The sequence below is a fragment of the Candidatus Krumholzibacteriia bacterium genome (genome assembly GCA_035268685.1).
Taxonomy (GTDB): domain Bacteria; phylum Krumholzibacteriota; class Krumholzibacteriia; order JAJRXK01; family JAJRXK01; genus JAJRXK01.
Genome location: DATFKK010000183.1, coordinates 1 through 22,450, shown reverse-complemented (window position 1 = coordinate 22,450; position 22,450 = coordinate 1). Strand labels below are relative to the sequence as shown.

The window sequence follows — 22,450 nt, the reverse complement described above, 5'->3', positions numbered from 1 at the left end:
CGGTCCACGGGGCGTCGCCGGACGTCCGGGTGATGGCATCCCGGACACCGGTCAGCGGCGGCCGGTCTCACGGTGCTCGGCCACCAACCGCTCCACGAGGTCCGTCCCGATCCGGTAGCAACGCACGAGCGTGGCGCGCTTCTCGTTGCGGAAGTGCGGGCTGAAGTACTCCCAGACGACCTCGCCGTCGGGCGTGACCTCGAACACGCGGCCGGTGTCGGACTCGGTGATCAGCGTGTTGCCGTTCGGCAGTCGCTGGTTCGAGCCGCGGCCACGGGTGTAGAAGTCGTAGGGATGTGGGGCGCGGTAGCTCCACACGATCTCGCGCCGGAGCGGATCGAGTTCGATCACGCGCGACCAGTCCCGCCCGAGACCGTTGTCGAAGATCAGCAGGTTGCCGTTGGCGAGTACGTGGGCGTCGTGCGGACCGCTGATCTCGCCCTGGCCCCAGGCCCACAGAAGCTCGCGGTCGTCGAAGTCGAAGATGGAGATGGTGTCCTGGTGGCGGATGCTCACGATCACGTTGCCGGCCTCGTAGATCCGGTCGCGCCCGAAGAGATCCGGATCGGTCATCCAGCGCACGGAGTTGGCGTGCAGGAGGTCGACGTGGCCGACCTTCGGATCGGGCGCGACGAACTGGAAGTCGAAGCCGCCGTCGTGCAGGACGTCGTACAGCGACGCCTCGTCGAGGATCTCTTCGGTGGGTCCGTCGAAGACGGTCACCGCGTCGTCGCGCACCGGTACCTTGGTGGTGATCGCCGGCAGGGAGCGTTCGTACAGAGTGAGCGTGGCCACGTGGCCGTCGGGTGTGAGCCGGATGTCGTGGTGCGAGGGGAGATCGTGGCGCCACAGGACCTCGCCGCCCCAGGTCTGCCGCATGACGTAGCGCACGTCGTCCTTGCCCACGATCAGCAGGTCGCCGTTGTCCAGGAGTTGCACGCGCGCCCAGCGTCCCGGCGGTCCGGTCCAGCGTCGCACCACCTCGCCGCGGGCATCGACGAGTTCGGCCATCGAGAGCTGGCGCACCGTGTAGAGGTTGTAGCCGGGGGACGAACGCTCGGGGTCGAAGTGCACGGTCCCCGACTCGTCCTCGTCGGCCTCGCCGGTGAAGCCGAGATACGGGAGCGAGCGGAGTTCGTCGATCGATGGCTCCTGTGCCTCGTCGGAAGTGTCGGTCTCCTGACCGCTGCCACAGGCGACGAGCAGCAGGGGCAGGGCGAGCGGGAGGAGAAGGGCGCGGGGCACGGTGGATCTCCCTTCGCGAGGTGTTCCTACATGGCTCGGAGTTCGGGACCCGATTCCACGGCTCCGTGTCGGGATCTCAGGAATGGGACGCGTAGGCGGGCGCGAACGAGGATGCCTGCGCTCGGTTCCACGCACGTTGCCAATCATCGGGTGCCGACCCGTCGACGAGCGCCCCGGGCTCCAGGGAGTCGGACAACTCGGCGAGCGTGCGGACGCGGCCGTCGTCCGCTCGGCGGTGAATGCGGTCCGGCGTGATCCCGTCGAGTGAGTCGATACCCATTGCACCGAGCAGCTCGACGAAACTCGTGATCGTTCCCTCGTGGAATCGCCGGACCCTCTCCGACTTGTCCGCGACGACCAGCCCTTTCACCAGTGCGGGATTCTGGGTGGCGACTCCCGTCGGGCAAGCGTCCGTATTGCAGCGGAGCGCCTGGATGCATCCGAGCGCGAGCATGAAACCGCGCGCGCTGTAGCAGGCATCTGCGCCCAATGCCATTGCGCGCACCATGTGGAAACCGGTGAAGATCTTGCCGCTCGCGAACACCCGAATGTTCGTTCGCAGCATGGAGCCGACGAGCGCGTTGTGTACGAAGCTCCAGCTCTCGCGAGCCGGCATCCCCATGGAGTTGGAGAACTCGAGGGGCGCCGCCCCGGTTCCTCCCTCGCCACCGTCGACCGTGATGAAATCGGGCGTGAGGCCCGTCTCCCGCATCGCCTTGCACAGTGCGAGGAACTCGACACGCTCCCCGATGCAGATCTTGAAGCCGACGGGTTTGCCTCCCGAGAGTTCGCGGAGCTGCGCTAGGAATTCGAGCATCTCCACGGGGGATTCGAACGCGGTGTGCCGAGGGGGCGAAATGACGGTCTTCCCCTTGGGCACTCCACGGTACTTCGCGATCTCCGGCGTCACCTTGCACGCCGGTAGCACCCCACCATGTCCGGGCTTGGCTCCTTGTGACAGTTTGACCTCGATCATGCGAACCTGCTCGATCCGTGCATTGTCCCGGAACCGGTCGGGGTCGAACGCTCCGTCGAGTGTTCTGCAGCCGAAGTAACCAGTCCCGATCTGCCAGATGATGTCGGCACCCGGTTCGAGGTGGTGTTGCGACAAGCCCCCTTCACCCGTGTTGTGCGCGAACCGGCCTTCCCTGGCTCCGATGTTCAGTGCGCGGACCGCCGCCGAGGACAGGGCTCCGAAACTCATTGCCGAGATGTTCAACGGTGACGCGTCGTACGGTTTTTCGCACTTGTCCGATCCCACGCGGACGCGAACGTCCCGGTCGACCTCGTCGGTGCCCTGGAGTGCGTGCCCCGCCCACTCGTAGCCCGGGCGGTACACGTCTCGCTCCGTTCCGAAGGGCTTGGTCTCGAGTTCTCCCTTGGCTCGCTGGTAGACGATGCTCCGCATCTCACGCTCGATGGGATGCGCATCGATGTTCGATTCGATGAAGTACTGCTGGATCTCGGGCCGGATGTCCTCGAACAGATACCTGAAGTGACCGATGAGGGGGAAATTTCGCAGAATCGTGCGTTTCGTCTGCAGTACGTCGTGCAGGCCGAGCAGGGCGAGCGGGCCGAGCACCACGAGTGACCAGAGGCCAGGCGGCCAGATGATCGCGAGTACGGCTTCGATGACGACCAGGACGATCAGGACGGCGAAGAACCAACGTCGGACCACTGAAGAGAACTCCTCGGGAATCAATGAGCAAACTGTGGAACTCGGAACTCTGCCCAGTCTAGGAGGCTCGACCGCCGACCGCTTCCGTGGAGGCGCGTGAGCCACGACCGTTCGTGGTACTCCGGTGAGTCCAGCCGGCACGCGGGCGGTGTGGAGGTTGCTGGTTTCGGTCCTCTCGTCGCGAGAACGGGAACCGGGATGCCACCGGCGCGGGTCCTGACAGACCCCTCGGGAGTCGAGAAGACCGGGAACCGGCCGACGGGACTGGACACCGGCGTGCTCGCGGTGCACAAACGCAGGAGCCCCCCGGCCCGTGAGGATCCGAGGCGTGAGGATGTCGCTCGTCGTGTCGATCGTCGTCGCCCTGGGCGCGGCCTACGCCGTGCTGGTCCTGCTGGCGTGGGCACTCCAGGACCGCTTGCTCTACTTCCCCGACCGCACGCTCGACGCCGATCCCGGCGTGGTGGGTCTCGATCACCGCGAGGTCACCTTCACCACCGAGGACGGCGTCACGCTCCACGGTTGGCTCGTGCCGCACCCCGACGCACGCTTCACCGTGCTCTTCTGTCACGGCAACGCCGGTGACATCGCAGATCGTCTGTTCACGCTGCAGGTCCTGCACGATCTCGGGTTGTCGGTGCTGATCTTCGACTACCGTGGCTACGGTCGGAGCGAGGGTTCGCCGAGCGAGTCGGGTCTGTACGATGACGCGCGGGCGGCGTGGCGATTCCTCGTCGAGGACGAAGGGCTTCCCCCGGAGCACGTCGTGGTCTGGGGCCGCTCGCTGGGAGGAGCCGTCGCCGCCGATCTCGCCCGGCAGGTCCGGGTCGGCGGGCTGGTGGTCGAGTCGACCTTCAACCGCGCCATCGACGTCGCCCGGCGCCACTACGGGTGGCTGCCCGTGGGCCGGCTCCTGCGCTTCCGCTTCGACGCCGCCGAGGCCGTGGCCGCGACCGACGTCCCCAAGCTCTTCCTGCACAGTCCCGACGACGAGGTCATTCCCTACGAACTCGGCACCCGCCTGTACGATGCCGCGGCGCCCCCGAAGCGACGGGTGGACCTGCGCGGGGGCCACAACGACGGGTTCGGCTCGTCACTGCCCACGGTGCGGGGTGCGATCGGGGACTTCCTCGGTTCGCTCGATCGGGCGCGGGACTAGGGAGCGACGCGGGTCACGCTCAGCGGCTCGAACTCCTCTGGAGTGACGACGGTCGAGGGCCGGTGCGTCGACCACCAACGCGACGCGTCGGTCTCGGTCCACGTTCCGACCTCGACGATCGCGGCCAGTCGGCCCGACAGCTCGCCGGCCGAGGCCGGTCGTCGGGAGGGTTCCTTGGCCAGACACCCCAGCACGAGTGTCCCGAGATCCGCGGGCACCGCGACCTCGCTCACGTGCGACAGGGGGGGCGGAGCGTCGTTCACATGGGCGAGGATCGTGGCCATGGCGGTGTCGCGTTCGAAGGGCGGTCGCCCCGACAGCAGCCAGTACGCGATGCACCCCACCGCGTACAGATCCGCTCGGCCGTCGACCGCTGCGGGGTCGGTGGCCATCTCCGGGGCCATGTAGGCAGGAGTCCCTCCGACCATGCCCTCGATCGTGAGTTTCGGGTCGGCGACCCGCTCCTCCTCCTCGAGAGCGACCAGTCCGAAGTCGAGCACCTTGACGAAGTCGTGCCGCAACCCGTGGTGGCAAAGCAGCACGTTGGCCGGCTTGACGTCGCGATGCACCAGGCCGGCGACGTGGGCCTCCTCGAGCGAATCGCAGATCTGACGCAGGACGTGCACCACCCGTGGTGGCGGCATGGGTCCGTACCGGGTGACCGCGTTATGGAGATCGATTCCGTCGAGCAGTTCCATGACGTAGTAGTAGGATCCGTCCGCCGAGAGCCCGAAGTCGTACAGTTCGACGGTGTGGGGCGACTGGAGCCTGGACGTGACGTGGGCCTCGCGCTCGAAGCGTCGCTGGGTCTGGGCACGGCGTTCCGGGTCGGTGTCGCCGTCCGGCCGGATCAGTTTGATCGCGGCGTCACGCCGCAGCATCGCGTGGCGCGCACGGTACACGGTGCCCATCCCGCCCTCGCCGAGCTTCGCCTCGAGCGTGTACTGCCCGAGACGTTGCGCCGCACGGACCTCGCGGCGGAGGCCGTAGATCACGTGCGACGTCACCGCCGTGGCGAGCACGTACGCACCACCGATGAACACGATCCCCTCGAGGATCGTGGGGTCGAGCGAGCGGACGGCCTCGCCCCCGAAGACGAACACACACGCCACACTGGCCAGACCGATCGCTGCCGTGCGCGGAACGGGACTCGGCACCAGTGCCGCCCGCACACCCAGCAACAACATCACGCCGAACATCGCGAACACCGGCCCGAAGGGGGTGAACTCGCCGTCGAGGTGTACGGTCGCGATGTGCACGTACACCAGCGCGAGTCCGAGGGCCACGGACGTTTCGAGGGCGACGAGTGCCGTGCGCCCGGGCTGGACGAAGCGTGTCACCGCCCACGCGGCGGCGATGAGCACGGTCACGCCCCAGCGCACGGCCAGGGTCACCGCCGGGTAGTCGGGCGTCTCGAGGCCCTCGAACAGCAACGGCGTGACGTGATCGCTCAGGTGCGCGACCACGTCGACCGTCAGCATGACCTGCAGGTACAGACGGATCCGGTCGCGGAGCTGATGAACCTCGACCGGATGGTCGGACGGGTCCGGTCGACGGGCGGGACGGAGCACACCGATCCTCTCGGGATGCGAGCCGGCGGGCGGAGGATCGTGATCCGTCCGCGCCCGGGTGTCAACGCGCTACAGGATCGTGTCGCCGAAGATCGCCGCCGTGATCGTCGCGACGACCAGGACCCAGAAGGCGACACCGTAGGTGTAGAGCCGTCGCTGCGAGCGGACCGCGCGCTGCTCCTCGCGCGCCGTACGACGCTCGCCCACCGGCGGTTCGGACGGGGGGACGGCCAGGGACAGGATCACCAGTGCCACGAGCAGACTGACCACCGCCATCGGCACCCAGCTCACGCCCCAGAGAGTGGGTCCCTGCGGGCCGATCCACGCCGACGCGAGCCACGCGAACAGACCGATCAGCACGAAGCTGAAGGCCAGCGACGCCAGGACGTCGTCGGAGCGGGGATGTCTCCACCCCAGTCCGGACACGAGGATCAGGCTCAGCACACTGGCGAGCACGAACACGAAGAAGAATTCACCAAGATACATGGTTCGGCTCCTCGATCTGCAGTTGCGCGGTGAATGTGCGGCGAGAGGGCGTCTGCATCGACGCGGGAGCCCCCGACCCCTCGTCTCGGGAACGACCCGACTCCGGACCCGAGCGGAACCTCCGAGCCTGACCGGTGATCCTTCCGCGTCCCAACAGGAGGCCGCCATGATCGCTCGACTTCTCGCCCCCTGGTCCGAACCCATCTACGCCGCCCTGCGGATCGTGGCGGGGCTCATGTTCTCGTTGCACGGCATGCAGAAGCTCTTCGGCGTGCTCACCGAGAGCCAGCCGCCGGTGGGGTCGCAGTTGTGGATCGGCGGTGTGGTCGAACTCGTCTGCGGTCTGGGCATCGCCGTCGGGCTGTTCACGTCGCTGCTGGCCTTCCTCGCCAGCGGACAGATGGCCGTGGCCTACTTCCAGTTCCACTGGAAGTTCCGCTTCGACGACTCGTTCTTCCCCGTGGTCAACCAGGGCGAGCTGGCCGCGCTGTACTGCTTCGTGTTCCTGTACGTGGCGTCACGCGGCGCGGGCGTGGCGAGCATCGACGGGGCGCGGGCGTCGTCGGGCGAGGGTGGCTGATCGGTGAGTGCCTCTCGACGGTGACAGGCCGATCGGGCACACTGGGCAGACCTTCGATCGCCTGTGCTCCCGGAAGACACCTGCGTTCGTGCGACCCGAGAAACTCCGTCCGAAGCGCTCCGGTGTCCGACGTGTCGAGCGGATCCTGCGCGACGAACTCGGCTGGCTGCGCGGTTTTCCCACCGCCGACGGCCGCTGGTGTACGGTGCCGCCTGCGGCACCCAGTCGGACGATCGACCTCGACGACGGAACGCTGCGCACGACCCGGGCCCGCGTGGTGTCGCTGCGCAACGAGTTCCCGCGCGCGCTGCCGAAGGTCGTGGGCGACGCCGAGGCGTGGTGCGCCGCGACCTTCGATCTGCTGAGGGCACTCGACGGCATCCGCCAGGGTCGGCGGATCGAACTGCTGGCCCCGCCGCTCGCCCCCGAACCGTCCGGCGACGACCCGCTGCGCGACGTCCACGACGCACTGGTGTGGAGCCATGTCCTGCAGCCGAGAGCGGCGCGGGCGCACTGGAAATGGGTCCTGAACCACCGCACGCTGCTCACTCGCAGCCGTGAGCGGGTGCCCGACGACGACCCGGTGTGGATCCTGCGCCTGGCGCAGTGGGCCCGGGAACTCGGCCGCAAGCACGCCACCACCGTGGCCGCTCTCCTGGCCGACCCCGGCCGTATGCCCTGGCGCCCGGACGAAGCCCGCGAATTCCTCGACTCGGTCTTCCAGGCCCAGGCACTGCAGCGCGACCCGGACACGGTCGCCTGTCCCCGCGGCCGGCGCACCGTGCCCGACGTGCGGCGGGTGCTCGATCGCATGGCCGCCGTGCCGCGTCGATCTCGCAAGCAACTGCTGCGACTGCTCGCGGTGCTGACACCCGAGGACGGAACCGACGACGACACGATTGGTCCGTGGGCGGAGGCCGAAGCCGAGGCACTCGACGCTCTGCGCGACCGAGCCGCGCGCTTCCCGAATCCGGTGCTCACGAATCTCGAGCAGCATTTCGAGGCTCTGGGCACGACCGAGTTCGAGGCCCTGCTCGAACCCATGACCCGTACGCTGTCGGCGGTGCCGAGTACGGCGGGGTTCCGGTGGACCTTGTTCGCCGCCTTCGTGGGCGTGTTCCGATCGTCGTGGTCGCCCGACCCGGTGCGCCTCGGGGAAACCTGGATCCGGGCGCTCCCCGATCTGTGGCAACGGTGGACGGCCGCCAGCGGTGGACGGACACCCGGCTGGCAACCCTGGTGGGACGCGTACCTCGGAGACTCCGACGACGAGGGTCCCGAGGACTGGGCCTCGTACCTCGATGAGGTTTCCACACTCGAGTCCTGCCTCGAACTCCTTCGCGCCCAGGACCGGCTGCCCCCCGAAGAGGCACTCCTTCGGATCGAGCGGCACGCGCGGTTCGTGCCCCGGTCGATCCTCCCGGAGATCGACGCGTCCGGCCGTTCACGCGGGGGCGACTGGTTGGGCTGGAAGACCGGGGCCGTCGCCGCAGTCCTGCTCGGTGAGAACGCGCGCAGCTGGAGGGCGCTGCTGCGCGCGCCGTGTCCCGACGACGAGGCAGCAGCCGTCGCCCTGCTCCGCGCCCTGCACGGGACGGTCGACGGGTCGACCTTCCACGAACGTGCGATCCCCGCCCTCGCCGAGGCGACCGATCGCGAGGTCGAGCACGCTGCGGCACTGGCTCGCCTCGTCGGCACGACCCACGCTCGTGTCGAAGCCCACCAGGCCCCGCCGGTCGATCTGGGCGTCGCCCTCCCGGATCGGCTACGGCGTGCCGCCGACGCACTGGCGGCGTGGGAACCGCAGGCGGCGCGGACGGCGCGTCGGATCCTGCGCAAGGACCGGCCCGACCCCGCCGAACTGCGGCGCCGGATCGAGGCCCTGGAGGCCCGCGCTCCGTTGAACGAGGCGCAGCGCCGGCGCGTCGAGCGATTGCGACATCACCTCGAACATCCGCCCCCGATCTCCGAGGCGCGCGTGGACAACCTCGTGGCCAGGTTCGAACGCGCGACGTGCCGGGCCTTCCTGCGGCGCTGGATCGACGACCGACGCGCAGCGACGCAGGCACGTCTGGAGCGGTGGTTGGGTCGGAGCGCCGACTGGTTCGACGACGTCGACGTCTTGGTCGGGATCGCGGGGACGCGGTCTCTCGAGTCGCCGGCGCGTGACCTGGCCTGGCGGATCCTCACCGTGCGTGCGGGCGAGCCGCCGTGGGACCTGCGCGATCACGCGGCGAACCGGAGGTTCCTGCGCGAGGCGGCGGCGCACGGGGTTCGCGTGGACCCCTGGGTCGACCGCGCGCCGGTTCGTGTCGTCGACGTGGGCCACCGAGGGACCCTCCGCGTGACGATCGAACGCGACCCCCTGCAACTGCTCCACATGGGGCGGTGGTTCGACACGTGTCTCGCTCCGAGCGAATCCAACTACTTCTCCGTCTTCGCGAACATCGCCGACGTCAACAAACAGGTGGTCTACGCCCGCGACGGGCGTGGGCGGGTCGTCGGTCGCGTGCTGGTGGCTCTGACGCGCAGCTTCGGTCTGCTCTCGTTCCATCCGTATGCACACGACGCCCGCGTCCGTTCCCTCCTGCGCGAGTACGTGATGGCGCTGGCCGAGGCGCTGGACGTGCCGGTGGTCGACCGCGGTGAGGTCGAGTCGTTGGTCGCGCGATCCTGGTACGACGACGGTCCGCAGGCCCTGGCCGAACCCGATCCCGTGTTCGACGACCACTCGGACTTTCGTCGCGCCCTGGCGGAGACCGACGATCCGCGCGACCTGATCGAACGGGTCCTCGGGTCCGAGCCGCGCCCTGAGGACCTGGCGCGGGTCCTCGAACTGCCCGAAACCCAAGAACGTCTCGAGATCGCGGTGGGCGTCGACGACTTTCCGTCCGACCGGATGTTCCTCGCCCGACTCGCCCTGCAACTGCTCGAGGCCGGACACGGGGAGCGGGCGGCGCGCCTGCGGGATCCCCTGGTGTCGCTCCTCCGGGAGAGTGGTCGGACCGGGTACATGGACCACTCGAGCGCCTGGACGGCGCTCGGCCACATCGATCCGTACCGGGCATTCCGTCTGCTCCGCGAGTTGGAGCGGGGCCGCCCCGATCCCGAGGACTACGAGACCCACTCTTCCGTGTGGATCCAGGTACCCCTGCTGCGTCGGCTCGGCCGCCACCGTCGGGCCGCGCGCGTGATCGAGCAGGCCGCGGCAGCGGGTGTCCTCGACGACGACGACGTCGACCAGATCCGCCGCGCGGCCTGGCCTAGCCCCGGATCCTCTTCGTCAACGCCGGGATGCCGCCCATGAGCCGCGTGTACAGGGCGAGCTGGCCGCCGTGGTACATCTCCTGCGAGATGCCGTGGTGCATCCACGCCAGGCGGCTGCCCTGCTGGCCGTCGAAGCGCAGGATGCCGGCGAGGATGTGGTCCTCGCCCGTCCCGCGGAGGCGGTCGATGCCCGTCTCGAGCGTGTGCTCGAGGGCCTCGACCAGTTCGTCCTTCTCGCGCAGGTTCCGGACGTCGCCGGCGTGTTCCTCGAGCAGTTCCTCGAAGGGTTTGCGCGTGAAGTCGCCGTCCTGACGGCACAGTTCGCCGACCATCAGCTCACTGACCTCGAGGATGTGCGCGAGCAGTTCGCCCACGCTGCGGACCTGCTCGACGGGACGGAAGTCGTACTTCGTCGCGGGGATGTTGCGGGCTTCGCCGATCACCAGGCTGCGGGCATCACGCCAGGCATCGAGCGCTTCTTCGAGATGGGACTGCATGGCGACCTCCGGGCGGGACGAGCGAACGGGCGGCACCAGGTTGGCACCGCCCGTCATCGAAGCGCCTCGGCGCGATGACGTCAACGCCCGTCGGGGACTCCCCGACCGGGCGTCCACGGCACGCCGGCGGCGTCGAGTTCGCGCTCCAGGGCCGGCAGGTCGGTCCGAACGATCGTCTGCAGCTCCTCGCTCAGGTTCTCGAGGCGTTCCACGCCGATGCGCAGGGTCTCGCGGTGCATGGGTGTGGGGCCGTAGGTCGAGCGCGACACGCCGGTCCGGGCCACGCCGATCCGCTGCTGGATCGAAATCGGACCTTCTTCGTTGTACCGCGCGCGCCGGCGGTTGCCCCGCAGGCGCTCCTTCATCTCTTCGACCTGCCGCTCGAGCGCGCGGGCGGTCGCGTTCGGGCCGTCGACCGGAACGGGGGCCCGCGCCAGGGCGGCCTTGATCGCGTCGATGCGCTCGGCCGTGTCGTCGAGCAGCGAGCCCACGGCACTCACGCGTCCCTGCACGTCCTCGAGCTCGCGGTGGAAGGCGGCCACGTCGCCGAGCGGTGCGCCGGGCAGGCCGCGTTCGCGCAACGGAACCAGATCGAATCTCTCGCGGCCGGCGAGCACGGTGACCTCGCCGCGATGACGCTGCACCAGCTCCACGCTGTAGGAGCCGGGGGCGGCCAGGAAGCCGTCGCCCTCGTCCACCTCCCCGTCGGTCTCGGCGCGGTGCGTCGGGTAGCGCAGGTCCCAGGCCACGCGGTGGATGCCCGCCGAGGTCGGACCCTCGACGTGACGAACCACGTTGCCGTTGGCGTCGCGCACGGTCAGCAGGATCGCGGGTTCGTCCTCGAGTTCCTCCTCGCGCAGGGCGTCCCAACCGGGATACGGCGTGTCGCCGCCCTCGGCCGCGATCTCCTTCTCCTGCTCCTGGCGTTCCTGCTCGCGCGTCTTCAGCGCGTCGCGCAGGTAGTAGGTGAACACCGCGCCGAAGGGCGGGTTCGGCGCCACGTAGAAGGCGTCGCCCTGGCTGGCCTTCTGGCTGCCGCCGAGCACGCGGCGCTGCACGTACCAGTCGGCGTCCTCCACCTCGAACAGGTGTGCCGGCGACTCGAGCAGCTCCTCGTCGATCTCGCGCAGGGGCTCGTAGTCGTCCAGCACGAAGAAGCCGCGGCCGAAGGTCGCGCCCACGAGATCGTTCTCGCGGCGCTGGATCACGAGGTCGCGGAAGGCGATGGTGGGTGAGCCGCTGAGCTCGATCCAGCGTTCGCCGGCGTCGAGCGTGAAGAACACGCCGAACTCGGTGCCCAGGAAGAACAACTCGGGATCCTCGTGGTCCTGCACCATGCGCCACACCACGTGGCGGTCGGGCAGATCGCCGTTCATCGACTCCCACGAGCGGCCGCGGTCGGTGCTGCGCAACACGTAGGGCGCGAAGTCGCCCATCTTGTGCGCGTCGAAGAGCGCGTACACGGTGTCGACATCGTGCAGGTCGGCGCGGATGTCGTTGACGTACGCCCGCTCGGGCACGTCGCCGAAGTCGTCGATCCGGCGCCATGTCTCGCCGCCGTCCTCGGTCACCTGGATCAGGCCGTCGTCGGTTCCCACGTACATCAGGTTCTCGTCGAGCGGCGACTCGGCGATCGAGGTGATGGTGTTGAACATCGACATCGCGTAGAGGTCCCAGGGCGCGTCGATGCTCCACACGCGATCCATCATCTCCAGGGTCAGACGGTCCTCGTCGCGCGTCAGGTCGCCGCTGAGCGCGCGCCAGCTGTCGCCGCGGTCGTCGCTGCGCCACAGGCGCTGGCTGGCCACGTAGATCCGTGCGGGATCGTGCTGGCTGATCAGGATCGGGCTGTCCCAGTTCCAGCGATCGTGGGGCTCGCCCTCGGCCGGCTGGGGCTGGATGTAAAGGTACTCGCCGGTGACGCGGTCCACGCGCATGTGGTTCCCCTGCTGCCACTGCGAGTAGATGATGTCGGGGTCGCTGTAGTCGATCGCCGGCTCGTGGCCGTCGCCGAACATGGTGATCCGCCAGTCGCTGTTGCGGATTCCGTGCACGTTGTCGGTCGTGGTCGGGCCGTACTGCGTGTTGTTGTCCTGGGTGCCGCCGACCACGTGGTAGAAGGGCTCGTCGTAGTCGACGTCGAGCTTGTAGAACTGCGTGACGGGCAGGTTCGACACGAACTTCCACGACTGTCCACGATCCCAGCTCTCGTACACGCCGCCGTCGCAGCCGGCCAGCAGGTAGTCGGGGTCGTGCGGGGCGAAGGCCAGGGCGTGGTTGTCGACGTGCTTGTACTGCTCGTTCACGCCCTCGAAGGTCTCGCCGCCGTCGGTGGTGCGGTGCAGCCGCACGTCCATCTGGTACACGGTGTGCCGGTGGTGGGGATCGGCGAAGATCTCCTGGTAGTAGTGTGGGCCGGTGCCACCGCTCAGGTAGTCGTTGCGCTTCTCCCAGCTCTCGCCGCCGTCGAGCGAGCGCCAGAAGCCGCCCTCGCGGTCGCCCAGTTCGATGGTGGCGTACACGATGTCGGGATCGTGGGGTGAGACGGTCAGGCCGATCTTGCCCATGTCCTCCTGTGGCAGCCCGGTCGTCAGCTCGCGCCAGGTCCGGCCACCGTCGACGGACTTGTGGATCCCCGACTCGGGGCCGCCGTTCATGAGCGCGGCGACGGTGCGGAGACGCTGGTGGGTGGAGGCGTACATGACGTCGGGGTCGGTCGGATCGAGGTGGACCTCGTTCACGCCGGTCCACTCGCCGCCGCCGAGCACCTTGTTCCACGTCTCGCCGCCGTCCTCGCTCATGTACAGACCGCGCTGGCCGCCGCCCGACCACAGGGGGCCCTGCGCCGCGACGTACACCACGTTCGGCGCGCCCGGACGGATCCGGATCATGCCGACGTGTTCGGACTCCTCGAGTCCCATGTGTTCCCAGGTGCGGCCGCCGTCTCGGCTGCGGTAGACGCCGTCGCCGTAGCCCACGTGCCGGCCGCTCACGTTCTCGCCCGTGCCGACCCACACGGTGTCGGGGTCGTTGGGGTCGAGCGTGATGCAGCCGATGGAATAGCTGCTCTGGTCGTCGAAGATCGGCGTCCACGTGGTGCCGGCGTTGGTGGTCTTCCACACGCCGCCGCTGCCGACGGCCACGTACCACGTGCCGGTGTCGTCGGGGTGGACGACGATGTCGGAGATCCGGCCGCTCATCAGGGCCGGGCCGATGCCGCGCAGCTCGAGGCCGGTGAAGGTGCCGGCGTTCATCCTGGTGTCTTCTTCGTCGGCAGCGTGTGCAGAACCCGGCAGGGCCAGGACGAGCGCGCACAGCAGGACGCCGAGCGAGGGGATCCGGTGCATGCGAAGGGCCTTTCGTGGGGCGATCCGCGCGATCGGTGCGCGAGGTCCGGGGACGGGTCGCCGAGGTCGAGATCGGTGAAGGCCCGAGGGTAGCCGCCACGGCCCGGCGGTTCCAGTACGGAACCGGTCGACGTGTGCGTGGTGCGGATCGTCGTGCCGGCCGGAGATCGGTCGTGGTCTCCGGCCGGCGTTCTCAGGGCGTACCGTGAGGCTCGGGCTCGGTGAGGATCGGGAAGTTCTTGATCACCAGCAGGTAGATCGTCCCCTGGATGGCGATCAGGCCCACCGTGGCGATCAGTTCGATCACGCTGGGGAAGTACACCGCACCGATACCACCGTCGAAGGCCAGCCACCCGGCGTCCATGCGGTACATGGCCCCACCCAGGAGGATGAAGCAGGCCATGCGGAACATGCACGACGGGCGTTCACGACGTGACTTGTCGACGATCATCGCCACGCCGGGGACGAACACGAAGACCAGCTCCAGGATCACCAGCCAGCTCTGCCAGCTCCCGTCGAACAGTCGCAGGAACTGGTCGCGCCAGATCAGGTCACCGACGCGGAGCGCGCCGAAGAACAGGATGACGTAGGCCATGAAGTGCGCCAGACGGGTGAGGGTCGCGTCGTAGTTGGGGCGCCCGTAGCGGCGACTGAACAGGATGTAGGTGGCGATCACCATGGCGTAGCCCATGATCCAGCAGCTCACCAGGAAGAGGGCCGGGATCAGGGGTGTGTACCACAGCGGATGGACCTTGTGGCCCGCCAGCAGGTACAGCGATCCGAGGGAACTCTGGTGCATGGTCGGCAACAGGATTCCCATGGCGATGATCCACGGCATGATCACGTGGAGGACCTTCAGCGCCTTCTCGGAGAACGCGGCGAGGCGCTTACGGCCCGACTTGCGCCAGCGCTCGAGGAAGGCCGGCGACAGCTCGATCCACACGACCGCCACGTAGGCAGTGACGCACAGCGAGACCTCGAGCAGCACGCTGTCGAGGTTCCACTCGCCCCAGTAGACGAAGACCCGCCAGATGTTCCAGGGGCGTCCGATGTCGGCGGTCAACGATATGATCCCGATGGTGTAACCCACCGCACTGGTCAGCAACGCGTGGCGAACGATCGGATGGTAACGGTAGTGATTCAGGACGTAGGTCACGAAGGCCAGGGCGTAGCCGCCCGAGCCGAGGGCCGTCAACACGATCACGTTGAAGACCTTCCACGTGCCCCACGGGAAGACGTCGGTCATGTTGGTCATGGGGCCCAGGCCGACGAAGAAGCGGACCGCGACCATGAGGGTCGCGATCAGGGCAACGACGATCAGGGCTTGGTACGCAGGTGTCCATACGGAGCGGTGGACCTGCTCCTCGGGCTGATGCGCGGACATGGTCGCCTCCCTGCTCGGCGGATGGACTCCGCAGCGCGGGCGCGGAGCACTCGCATCTCGGTCGCCGTCCAGTATAGGAATTCCGGCATGATGCACCGTGTTGCGGAATGGTGACGTCCTCGACCGGATCACCGGAAACGATGATCGTGCATCATGTCGTGGCGCGGTCCGGTGATGGCCTTGCATCAATGCGGGCGTCAGCGGATGGGGGATACCCTGATCACGACCTGGGGTGCATGCCGATGGTGGCGTCTCAGCCCATTCGTTCTACTGGCCGGTCATCGTTTCGATTCCGCAGTCAGGTGCGAGGGCTCCGGGTTGCCCCCATGGACACCGCACCCGTGCATTGCACATCGTGGGCTCTGTCACTCACCGCCCCTGGATCGACGCTCATGAAGCCACTGGCACACTCCGAGGCCGTTCCCCAGCGAGTCACCGTCGACGTCTTCGACAAGACACGCCGCTTCACGCGCGCGCGTGAAGCGATCGCGGCCGGCCTGTACCCGTATTTCCAGGCCATCTCGAGTTCGACGGCGAACACGGTCCACATCGACGGACACGAACTGGTGATGGCGGGGTCGAACAACTATCTCGGCTACACCCACGACCCGCGGGTGATCGAGGCCGCCGAGTCGGCCGCGCGAACGTGGGGAACGGGCTGCACCGGAAGCCGATTCCTGAACGGTACGCTGTCCATGCACGAGGAGCTCGAGCGCGAGCTCGCAGACTTCTGTGACAAGGAGGCGGCCCTGGTCTTCTCGACCGGCTTCCAGACGAATCTCGGCGTGATCAGCAGCCTGGCCGGCCGCGGCGACGTGATCTTCACCGACAAGCTCGACCACGCCAGTATCATCGACGGCTGCCGTCTGTCGTACGCCGACGTCCATCGCTTCGACCACAACGACGTCGAGGCCCTGCGCCGCTTCCTCATCAAGACGCCACCCGAAGCGGGCAAGCTCGTCGTGGTCGACGGGGTGTTCTCGATGGAAGGTGATCTTTCCCCTCTCGACGAGATCGTCCCGCTCTGCCAGGAGCACGGCGCGAGGATCGCGGTCGACGAGGCCCACGCCGTCGGCGTCCTCGGCGAGTCGGGTGTGGGAGCGAGCGAAGAGCTCGGTGTGGTCGACGACGTCGATCTCCTGATCGGGACCTTCTCCAAGGCCTTTTCCTCGATCGGCGGTTTCGTGGCCGGTGACGAGGACGTGCTCCATTACGTCAAGCACCATGCGCGTAGCCTCATGTTCAGCGCGAGCATGCCGCCCTACGCGATCGCCACCGTGTTGAAGTGCCTTCAGCTGATGCGCGAAGAGCCCGAGCGGCGGGTCCGTGTTCGCACGCACGCCGACTACGTGAACGCACAGCTACGGGCCATGGGATTCGACACCGGACGCTCGATCACGCCCGTGGTCCCCGTGCTGATCGGGGACAGCGACCGGACCTTCATGTTCTGGAAGCGACTGTTGGCCGAGGGCGTGTTCACCAATCCGGTGGTACCGCCGGCGGTGCCCGAGGGCGGGGGCCTGATCCGCACGTCGTACATGGCGACCCACACCGAGGAGCACCTCGAGCGGGTGCTGTCGGCCTTCCGCACCGTGGGGCGCGAATTCGGGATGATCGACGGGTAGGGCGACCGCCCGTGCCGCGTGGAGAGGGGGCGCCGAGGTGAACGTCGAGGTCCGTCCGGCGCGTGGGCGTGCCGAACTCGAGCGCTTCGTGCGCCTGCCGTGGAAGATCTACGCCGACGATCCTGTCTGGGTACCGCCCTTGATCCGCGACGCCGTCCGGGTCTTCGATCCCGCCCACAATCCCTTCCTCGAGCACGGCCAGATCGAGCCCATGCTCGCCCGCAGCGATGGCGAGGTCGTAGGACGCATTGCGGCCATTCGTAACCACAACCACGAGCGCGCCTGGAACGACGGCTGTGGCTTCTTCGGCTACTTCGAGTCGATCGACGATCCGAACGTGGCCTCGGCGTTGGTCGAGGCGGCGCGTGTGCGTTGTCGCGACTGGGGACTGCGCACGCTACGCGGCCCGGTCAATCCCTCGACCAACGACGAGTGTGGTGTACTGGTCGAGGGCTTCGACAGCCCGCCCGCCGTCCTCATGCCACACTCTCCACCCTACTACGACCGTGTCCTGGAGGAAGCCGGCCTTGGCAAGGCCAAGGACCTGCTCGCGTACTGGCTCGACGCTCCTCCGGAGGGTGCACCCGAGCGCCTGCAACGTGCGGCTCGTATCGCCCGGGCACGGAATCCCGAGATCACCTTCCGTGCTTTCCGGAAGAAGGACTTCGACGCCGAGGTCGATCGCTTCAAGTCGGTGTACAACGCGGCGTGGGAGCGGAACTGGGGCTTCGTCCCGATGACCGACTCCGAGATCGACCACATGGCCGCGTCGCTGCGGCAGGTCCTCGATCCCGGACTCGTCCGGATCGCAGAACACGGCGACCGGACGGTGGCCTTCGCCCTCGCTCTGCCCGACATGAACCAGGCTCTGCGCCACGCCAACGGTCGGCTCTTCCCCTTCGGCCTGCTGAAGATCCTCTGGCATTCCCGTCGGATCGACGCCGCGCGCGTGCTCGTCCTGGGTGTGGTCGACGACTACCGGGGACGGGGGCTCGATGCGGTCCTGTACGCCGACCTGTACGATCATGCGGCGAAGGTCGGACTGCGCGGGGCGGAGCTCTCGTGGGTGCTCGAGGACAACCACGGCATCCGCAAACCCATCGAGGGCGCCATGGGAGCTCTTCCCTACAAGACCTATCGCCTCTACGAGATGTCGGTCGGAGGCTGAGACATGGACGCGACCGCTCCGGTGTTGGTGACGGGAGCGAACGGCTTCGTGGGCTCGCACGTCGTCGACGAACTGCTGCGCCGTGACCTGCCGGTGCGGGTCGCGGTCCGGCGGAGCAGTCGGATCGACGCGCTGCCGGTCGATCGTGTCGAGGTGTGCCGCGTGGACTACGAGGAGCGCGGTGCGGTCGAGCCGTTGGTCGACAGTGCACGCGCCGTCATCCACGTGGCGGGAGCCACGCGCGCGGCCACCGACGACGACTACGAGCGAGCGAACGTCCGGACCACGCGGGATCTGGCCGAGGCCTGTGCTCGCCCGGCGGGAGCACCCCGGCACTTCGTCCTGGTCAGCAGTCTGGCCGCGGCCGGGCCCAGCACGCGGGAGCGGGTGCGTGACGAAATGCAGTCCGAGCGCCCGATCTCGGCCTACGGTCGGAGCAAGCTGCGGGCGGAGAGAGTGCTGCGCGAGGCGGCGTCGGACCGCCTCGCGTGGTCGATCCTGCGACCACCCGCGGTCTTCGGCCCGCGAGACCGGGACTTCCTGCGGCTGGCCCGCATGGTGGAGCGGGGGTGGGTGCCGCGCATCGGTTCCGTGCCGCAGGCGCTGTCGGTGGTGCACGTCCGCGATCTTGCGCGGGTGCTCGTCGACGTCGTCGGGGATCACCGGGCCGAAGGACGTACCTGGTTCGTGGCCGACCCCGCGCCGACCGACTGGGACGAGATCGTCGACGTCATGGCCGACACGCTGCGGCGTCGACCGCGGCGGATCCCCGTCTCGACCGGGTTGCTCCCGGTGGCCGCCGGCATGTCGTCGATGATCGGCCAGCTCTTGCGACGGCCGGGTCCCCTCCCGGCCGATCGACTCGCCGACCTGCAGGCCGAGGCCTGGACCTGCTCACCGGCGCGAATCGCGCGGGAGCTGGGATTCCGCCCGGCGGTCACGTTGCGCGAGGGTCTGCACGAGACGGTGCGCTGGTACCGCGAACACGGGTGGTTGCCGTGAGCGGGATCGATCGTGCGATGGGGAACTTCGGACCCGGCCTCCGTCCCGTCGAGTGGGTCCTGTGTGTCTACCTGGTGGTGACGGCGATCCTGGTGCTGCTCGGCGCTCGGACCCTGCCGCACCCGTTCCTTCTGCTGTCCCTCCATCTCGTGGGTGTCGGTCTGATCGTCCTGATGGCCCGGACGAGCTCGAGGGCACCGGTCGCCATCGCCTTCGTCCGCCGCATCTTCCCGCTCGTGCTCGGCCCTCTCTTCTACCTCGAGATCGGCGTCCTCAACGACGTGATCTGGGGCGAGCGCTACTTCGACCCGTACCTCGTCTCGCTCGAGCGGACCCTGTTCGGCGTGGACACCTCGCAGGTCTTCGCCCGGGCGTGGTCGTGGACCTGGGTGTCGGAGCTGCTGCATCTGGGCTACGGCTCCTACTACGCGCTGCCCGCTCTCCTGTTCGTGGTGCTGGTGCTGCGGCGGGAGTGGGCCGGACTGGAATGGTACCTGACCGTGCTCGCGTTGACCTTCGGGTCGTGCCAGATCTGGTTCGTGCTCGTGCCGGTCACGGGTCCGTACCACTACTTCGGCCCGCTCGATCCGCCGGCGCCGGGCTCGCTCTTCCCGCCCCTGGTGAATGCCGTGGTCAGCGGCGGTTCGTCGATCGGAACGGCGTTTCCGTCGAGCCACGTGGCCGTGGCGTGCTGCGTGCTGGCGTGTGCGTGGAGGACGGCCCGGATCACACGATGGATCCTGGCCGTTCTCGTGACCCTGCTCACGGTGGGGACGGTGTACGGTGGTTTCCACTACCTGGTGGATTCGCTGGCCGGCATCCTGTGGTGTGGCGTGACCTTCGTGCTGGGTTCGTGGTTGCACCGGCGGTTGCAGGTGCGCCGCCTCACACCCCGACGCGCCGGTAGGCTCCGTAGTAGGCCTGTCGTTCACTGATCTCCGACGCCACGGCGAGTGCCCACGCACCCCACGCTGCGGAGAGCAGTGCGGCGCTCGGCCAGGCGACCACGGCACCAAGCGACGCGAGGATCAGCGTCACCGTCGCCGCGGCCGCCAGGCCGGCGCCGGCGGGTGTGGGCCCCACCCGTGTGGAGTCTTCGTAGGGGCGGCGAAGGCGCATGCGGTGTCCCAGACCGAAGCGGAGACCGACCCATACGACGATCAGTAGGGCCACCAGTCCCAGCGCCAGCGTGACGGCGGCCGACGACGGCAGGGACGCGGCCGGGGCGCGAGACCACAAGAGGGCGTGCAGGGCCAACCCTCCGGTCACGAGGGCACTTGCCGTGAAGTTCACCGGTGTCATCGCCGTGTTCCACACCGGAACGGTGCGCACGGTGTAGACGCGGGTCATGCCGAACAGGTACAGGGCCGCGGCGGGGACGGTCAGCCAGGCGAGGATGCCGTGGCCGGTGATCGTCGCCGCCCCTGCCGTCACCAGCAGGACGACGGCGAGCAGGACCTCGCGGCTCAGCCACGATGCGCGCAGGTTCCGCAACGCACGCCACGCCCGGACGGGCCGGCCCAGATGCGCCGCCGACGTGAGCAGGGCGGCGAGCAGGAACAGCGCGATCGCCGGCATGGCCACGCGGTCGACGGCGGCGGGATCGAACGCGAGGTCGCTCGTCGACTCCCCGGCCAGCGCTGCCCGCAGTACGCCGGCCACCAGAGCGATGCCCGCCGCCATCTGCGACAGCAGGGTGAAGGCCACCAGCGACCATTCGCGCAGACCCCGGGCGGGGCTCGGGGCCAGCACGGTGTCCGGCTCGCCCGAACGGTCACTCGCCGCATGAGGTGCAAGGTGCAGGGCCGGCTCCGTCAGCCCCACCGGTGGGAGCGGCGCAGCACCGACCGCCATGTCGGGAGCTCCGTGCCGCGCGGTCAGATCCTCGGGCTCGCCGGCGTCGAGGGCCCGCACGGGGCAGGCCTCCACACACGCGGGGTCGCGGCCTTCCTCGAGGTCCTCCACGCAGAAGGTGCACTTGCTCATGGTGCCGAGCGTGCCGCTGTACTGTGGTGCGCTGTAGGGGCAGACCCAGCTGCAGTAGCCACAGCCCAGGCAGTGCTCGGGATCGATCAACACGATCCCGTCGTCGCGTCGCACGATCGCCCCTGCGGGACACCCCTCGAGGCAGATCGGCTTCTCGCAGTGATTGCAGGAGATCGACAGATGGTAGGCGAAGACGTCCTGTCGCCAGGCCCCGCCGTCGCGGGTCCAGCCACCGCCGGAGACCTCGGACACCCGGCGCCACAGACGGCCGACCTCGAGTCCGTTGCGATCCTTGCACGCCACCTGGCAGGCCTTGCAGCCCGAGCACGTGGCGGCGTCGAACCAGAAGGTCGTCCGGCGCATCAGGATCGGCCCTCCACCGGCGCGACCTGCACCATGGCCGTCTGCAGCGCGGCGCCGAAGGCGTAGGGGGTCCAGCGCTCGGAGGTGAGCACGTTCACCGAGCCGCGTCGGTCGATCCCGTTCTCGTCGGGGGTCCACCAGCTGCCCTGCGGCAGGTTCACGACGCCGGGCATGATGCGACGGGTGATCGCGCAGGGGATACGGGTCTCGCCGCGATCGTTGAACACACGGGCCTCGTCGCCGTCGTGCAGTCCACGTGTCTCGGCGTCGAGCGGATGGATCCACAGACGTTGTGGATGGGCTTCCCTCAGCCAGTCGTTGTTGTCGTGCGTCGAGTGCACGCGTGCCAGCGTGTGGTTGGCGATGCACTGCAGAGGATACCGTTCCGCCTCGTCGCCGAAGGGGCTCTCCCATTCCTGGACGTACTTGGGAACCGCGGGCGCGACGTCGGGCCGGCCGAAGTGGTGCATGGCCAGTGAGAAGAGTTCGATCTTCCCCGACGGTGTGGTCAACGGATGCGCCTCGGGATCACGGCGGAAATCCTCGAGGGCGACGATCGGTTCGGTCACCGGTGTGGACCACGCGCCGACGTTGCCTTCGACCATGTCCTCGAAGTCGGGCAGGTCGGGCAGCCAGCGCTCGCGGTGGCGGTCGAAGATCCACTTCGTCCACGCGCGCTCGTCGCGGCCCTCGGTGTAGGCCTCGGCCACACCCAGGCGCTCCGCCAGATCGGCGGCGATGCGGTAGTCGCTCTTCGATTCGCCCAGCGGTTCGACGATCCGGGGCATCAGGATGACCTCCTGGCCGTACTTCCAGCCGTCCTCCAGGCCCCAGGTCTCGAACTGGGTACAGGCGGGCAGGACCAGGTCGGCGAAGCGCGCGCTCGGGGTGAGGAAGTTGTCCTGGACGACCAGGAACTCGACCTTCGAGGTGTCGCGCAGCAGTTCGCCGGTACGGTTGAGGTCGCCGTGCTGGTTGGCGAGGATGTTCGACGCGACCGACCAGATCAGTTTGACGTCGCTCTCGAGCGTGTCGAGGCCGCGGGCCTCGAGCCCGCGCACGCCGTGGTCGCGGCCCATGCGGCGTCCGTCG

The 22,450-nt window shown here is 68.5% G+C and carries 16 protein-coding genes; 7 read left to right on the top strand and 9 right to left on the bottom strand.

Annotated elements, in window-relative coordinates:
* Positions 1-51 precede the first annotated feature (51 nt).
* Positions 52-1,245 carry an arylsulfotransferase family protein gene (locus VKA86_17860; GenBank protein ID HKK73072.1) on the bottom strand — a complete coding sequence of 398 codons (1,194 nt, stop codon included), beginning with the start codon at positions 1,243-1,245 and terminating at the stop codon, positions 52-54.
* A gap of 76 nt (positions 1,246-1,321) precedes the next feature.
* Entirely contained in the window at positions 1,322-2,923 is a 1,602-nt protein-coding gene (locus tag VKA86_17855) for an FMN-binding glutamate synthase family protein (protein ID HKK73071.1), read from the bottom strand.
* 334 nt (positions 2,924-3,257) lie between these two features.
* Here VKA86_17855 and VKA86_17850 point away from each other — a divergent pair, with 334 nt between their 5' ends.
* A complete protein-coding gene (locus VKA86_17850; protein HKK73070.1) occupies positions 3,258-4,082 on the top strand; it encodes an alpha/beta hydrolase in 825 nt (274 codons plus the stop codon).
* On the opposite strand, the gene VKA86_17845 is transcribed toward VKA86_17850, so the two are convergent.
* Together VKA86_17845 and VKA86_17840 are read right to left on the bottom strand one after the other, a co-directional pair.
* Positions 4,079-5,653 carry a serine/threonine-protein kinase gene (locus VKA86_17845; GenBank protein HKK73069.1) on the bottom strand — a complete coding sequence of 525 codons (1,575 nt, stop codon included), beginning with the start codon at positions 5,651-5,653 and terminating at the stop codon, positions 4,079-4,081. The two genes, VKA86_17850 and VKA86_17845, sit on opposite strands and share 4 nt — an antisense overlap.
* Positions 5,654-5,722: 69 nt before the next feature.
* Entirely contained in the window at positions 5,723-6,139 is a 417-nt protein-coding gene (locus tag VKA86_17840) for a hypothetical protein (protein HKK73068.1), read from the bottom strand.
* A 166-nt stretch (positions 6,140-6,305) separates the two neighbouring features.
* Here VKA86_17840 and VKA86_17835 point away from each other — a divergent pair, with 166 nt between their 5' ends.
* On the top strand, positions 6,306-6,719 hold the full coding sequence (locus tag VKA86_17835) for a DoxX family protein (protein ID HKK73067.1): 414 nt from the start codon (positions 6,306-6,308) through the stop codon (positions 6,717-6,719).
* Positions 6,720-6,807: 88 nt separating this feature from the next.
* Entirely contained in the window at positions 6,808-10,026 is a 3,219-nt protein-coding gene (locus VKA86_17830; GenBank protein HKK73066.1) for a hypothetical protein, read from the top strand.
* On the opposite strand, the gene VKA86_17825 is transcribed toward VKA86_17830, so the two are convergent.
* From VKA86_17825 to hybB, 3 genes are all read right to left on the bottom strand, one after another.
* The gene (locus tag VKA86_17825; GenBank protein ID HKK73065.1) at positions 9,983-10,483 is read right to left on the bottom strand and encodes a DinB family protein; all 501 of its coding nucleotides are present in this window, start codon (positions 10,481-10,483) and stop codon (positions 9,983-9,985) included. The genes VKA86_17830 and VKA86_17825 overlap by 44 nt on opposite strands.
* An 80-nt stretch (positions 10,484-10,563) precedes the next feature.
* Positions 10,564-13,830, bottom strand: a complete 3,267-nt coding sequence (locus tag VKA86_17820; GenBank protein HKK73064.1) for a glycosyl hydrolase — start codon at positions 13,828-13,830, stop codon at positions 10,564-10,566.
* 193 nt (positions 13,831-14,023) lie between these two features.
* Positions 14,024-15,214 carry a Ni/Fe-hydrogenase cytochrome b subunit gene (gene hybB / locus VKA86_17815; GenBank protein HKK73063.1) on the bottom strand — a complete coding sequence of 397 codons (1,191 nt, stop codon included), beginning with the start codon at positions 15,212-15,214 and terminating at the stop codon, positions 14,024-14,026.
* 392 nt (positions 15,215-15,606) lie between these two features.
* On the opposite strand from hybB, the gene VKA86_17810 reads away from it, so the two are divergent.
* Genes VKA86_17810 through VKA86_17795 form a run of 4 tightly spaced genes read left to right on the top strand, consistent with a single transcriptional unit; the run spans position 15,607 to position 19,944 of the window.
* Positions 15,607-16,839, top strand: a complete 1,233-nt coding sequence (locus tag VKA86_17810; protein ID HKK73062.1) for a pyridoxal phosphate-dependent aminotransferase family protein — start codon at positions 15,607-15,609, stop codon at positions 16,837-16,839.
* Positions 16,840-16,876: 37 nt separating this feature from the next.
* A complete protein-coding gene (locus VKA86_17805) occupies positions 16,877-18,007 on the top strand; it encodes an N-acetyltransferase (GenBank protein HKK73061.1) in 1,131 nt (376 codons plus the stop codon).
* Between the two features lie 3 nt (positions 18,008-18,010).
* The gene (locus tag VKA86_17800; GenBank protein HKK73060.1) at positions 18,011-19,009 is read left to right on the top strand and encodes an NAD-dependent epimerase/dehydratase family protein; all 999 of its coding nucleotides are present in this window, start codon (positions 18,011-18,013) and stop codon (positions 19,007-19,009) included.
* The gene (locus VKA86_17795; GenBank protein ID HKK73059.1) at positions 19,006-19,944 is read left to right on the top strand and encodes a phosphatase PAP2 family protein; all 939 of its coding nucleotides are present in this window, start codon (positions 19,006-19,008) and stop codon (positions 19,942-19,944) included. The genes VKA86_17800 and VKA86_17795 overlap by 4 nt, the downstream gene beginning before the upstream one ends.
* On the opposite strand, the gene VKA86_17790 is transcribed toward VKA86_17795, so the two are convergent.
* Both VKA86_17790 and VKA86_17785 read right to left on the bottom strand, forming a co-directional pair.
* Complete coding sequence (locus tag VKA86_17790; protein HKK73058.1) at positions 19,895-21,358, bottom strand: DMSO/selenate family reductase complex B subunit; 1,464 nt, start codon at positions 21,356-21,358, stop codon at positions 19,895-19,897. The genes VKA86_17795 and VKA86_17790 overlap by 50 nt on opposite strands.
* Positions 21,358-22,450: molybdopterin dinucleotide binding domain-containing protein (locus tag VKA86_17785; protein ID HKK73057.1), on the bottom strand; the 1,093-nt coding region annotated here is incomplete at its 5' end. The genes VKA86_17785 and VKA86_17790, both read right to left, overlap by 1 nt.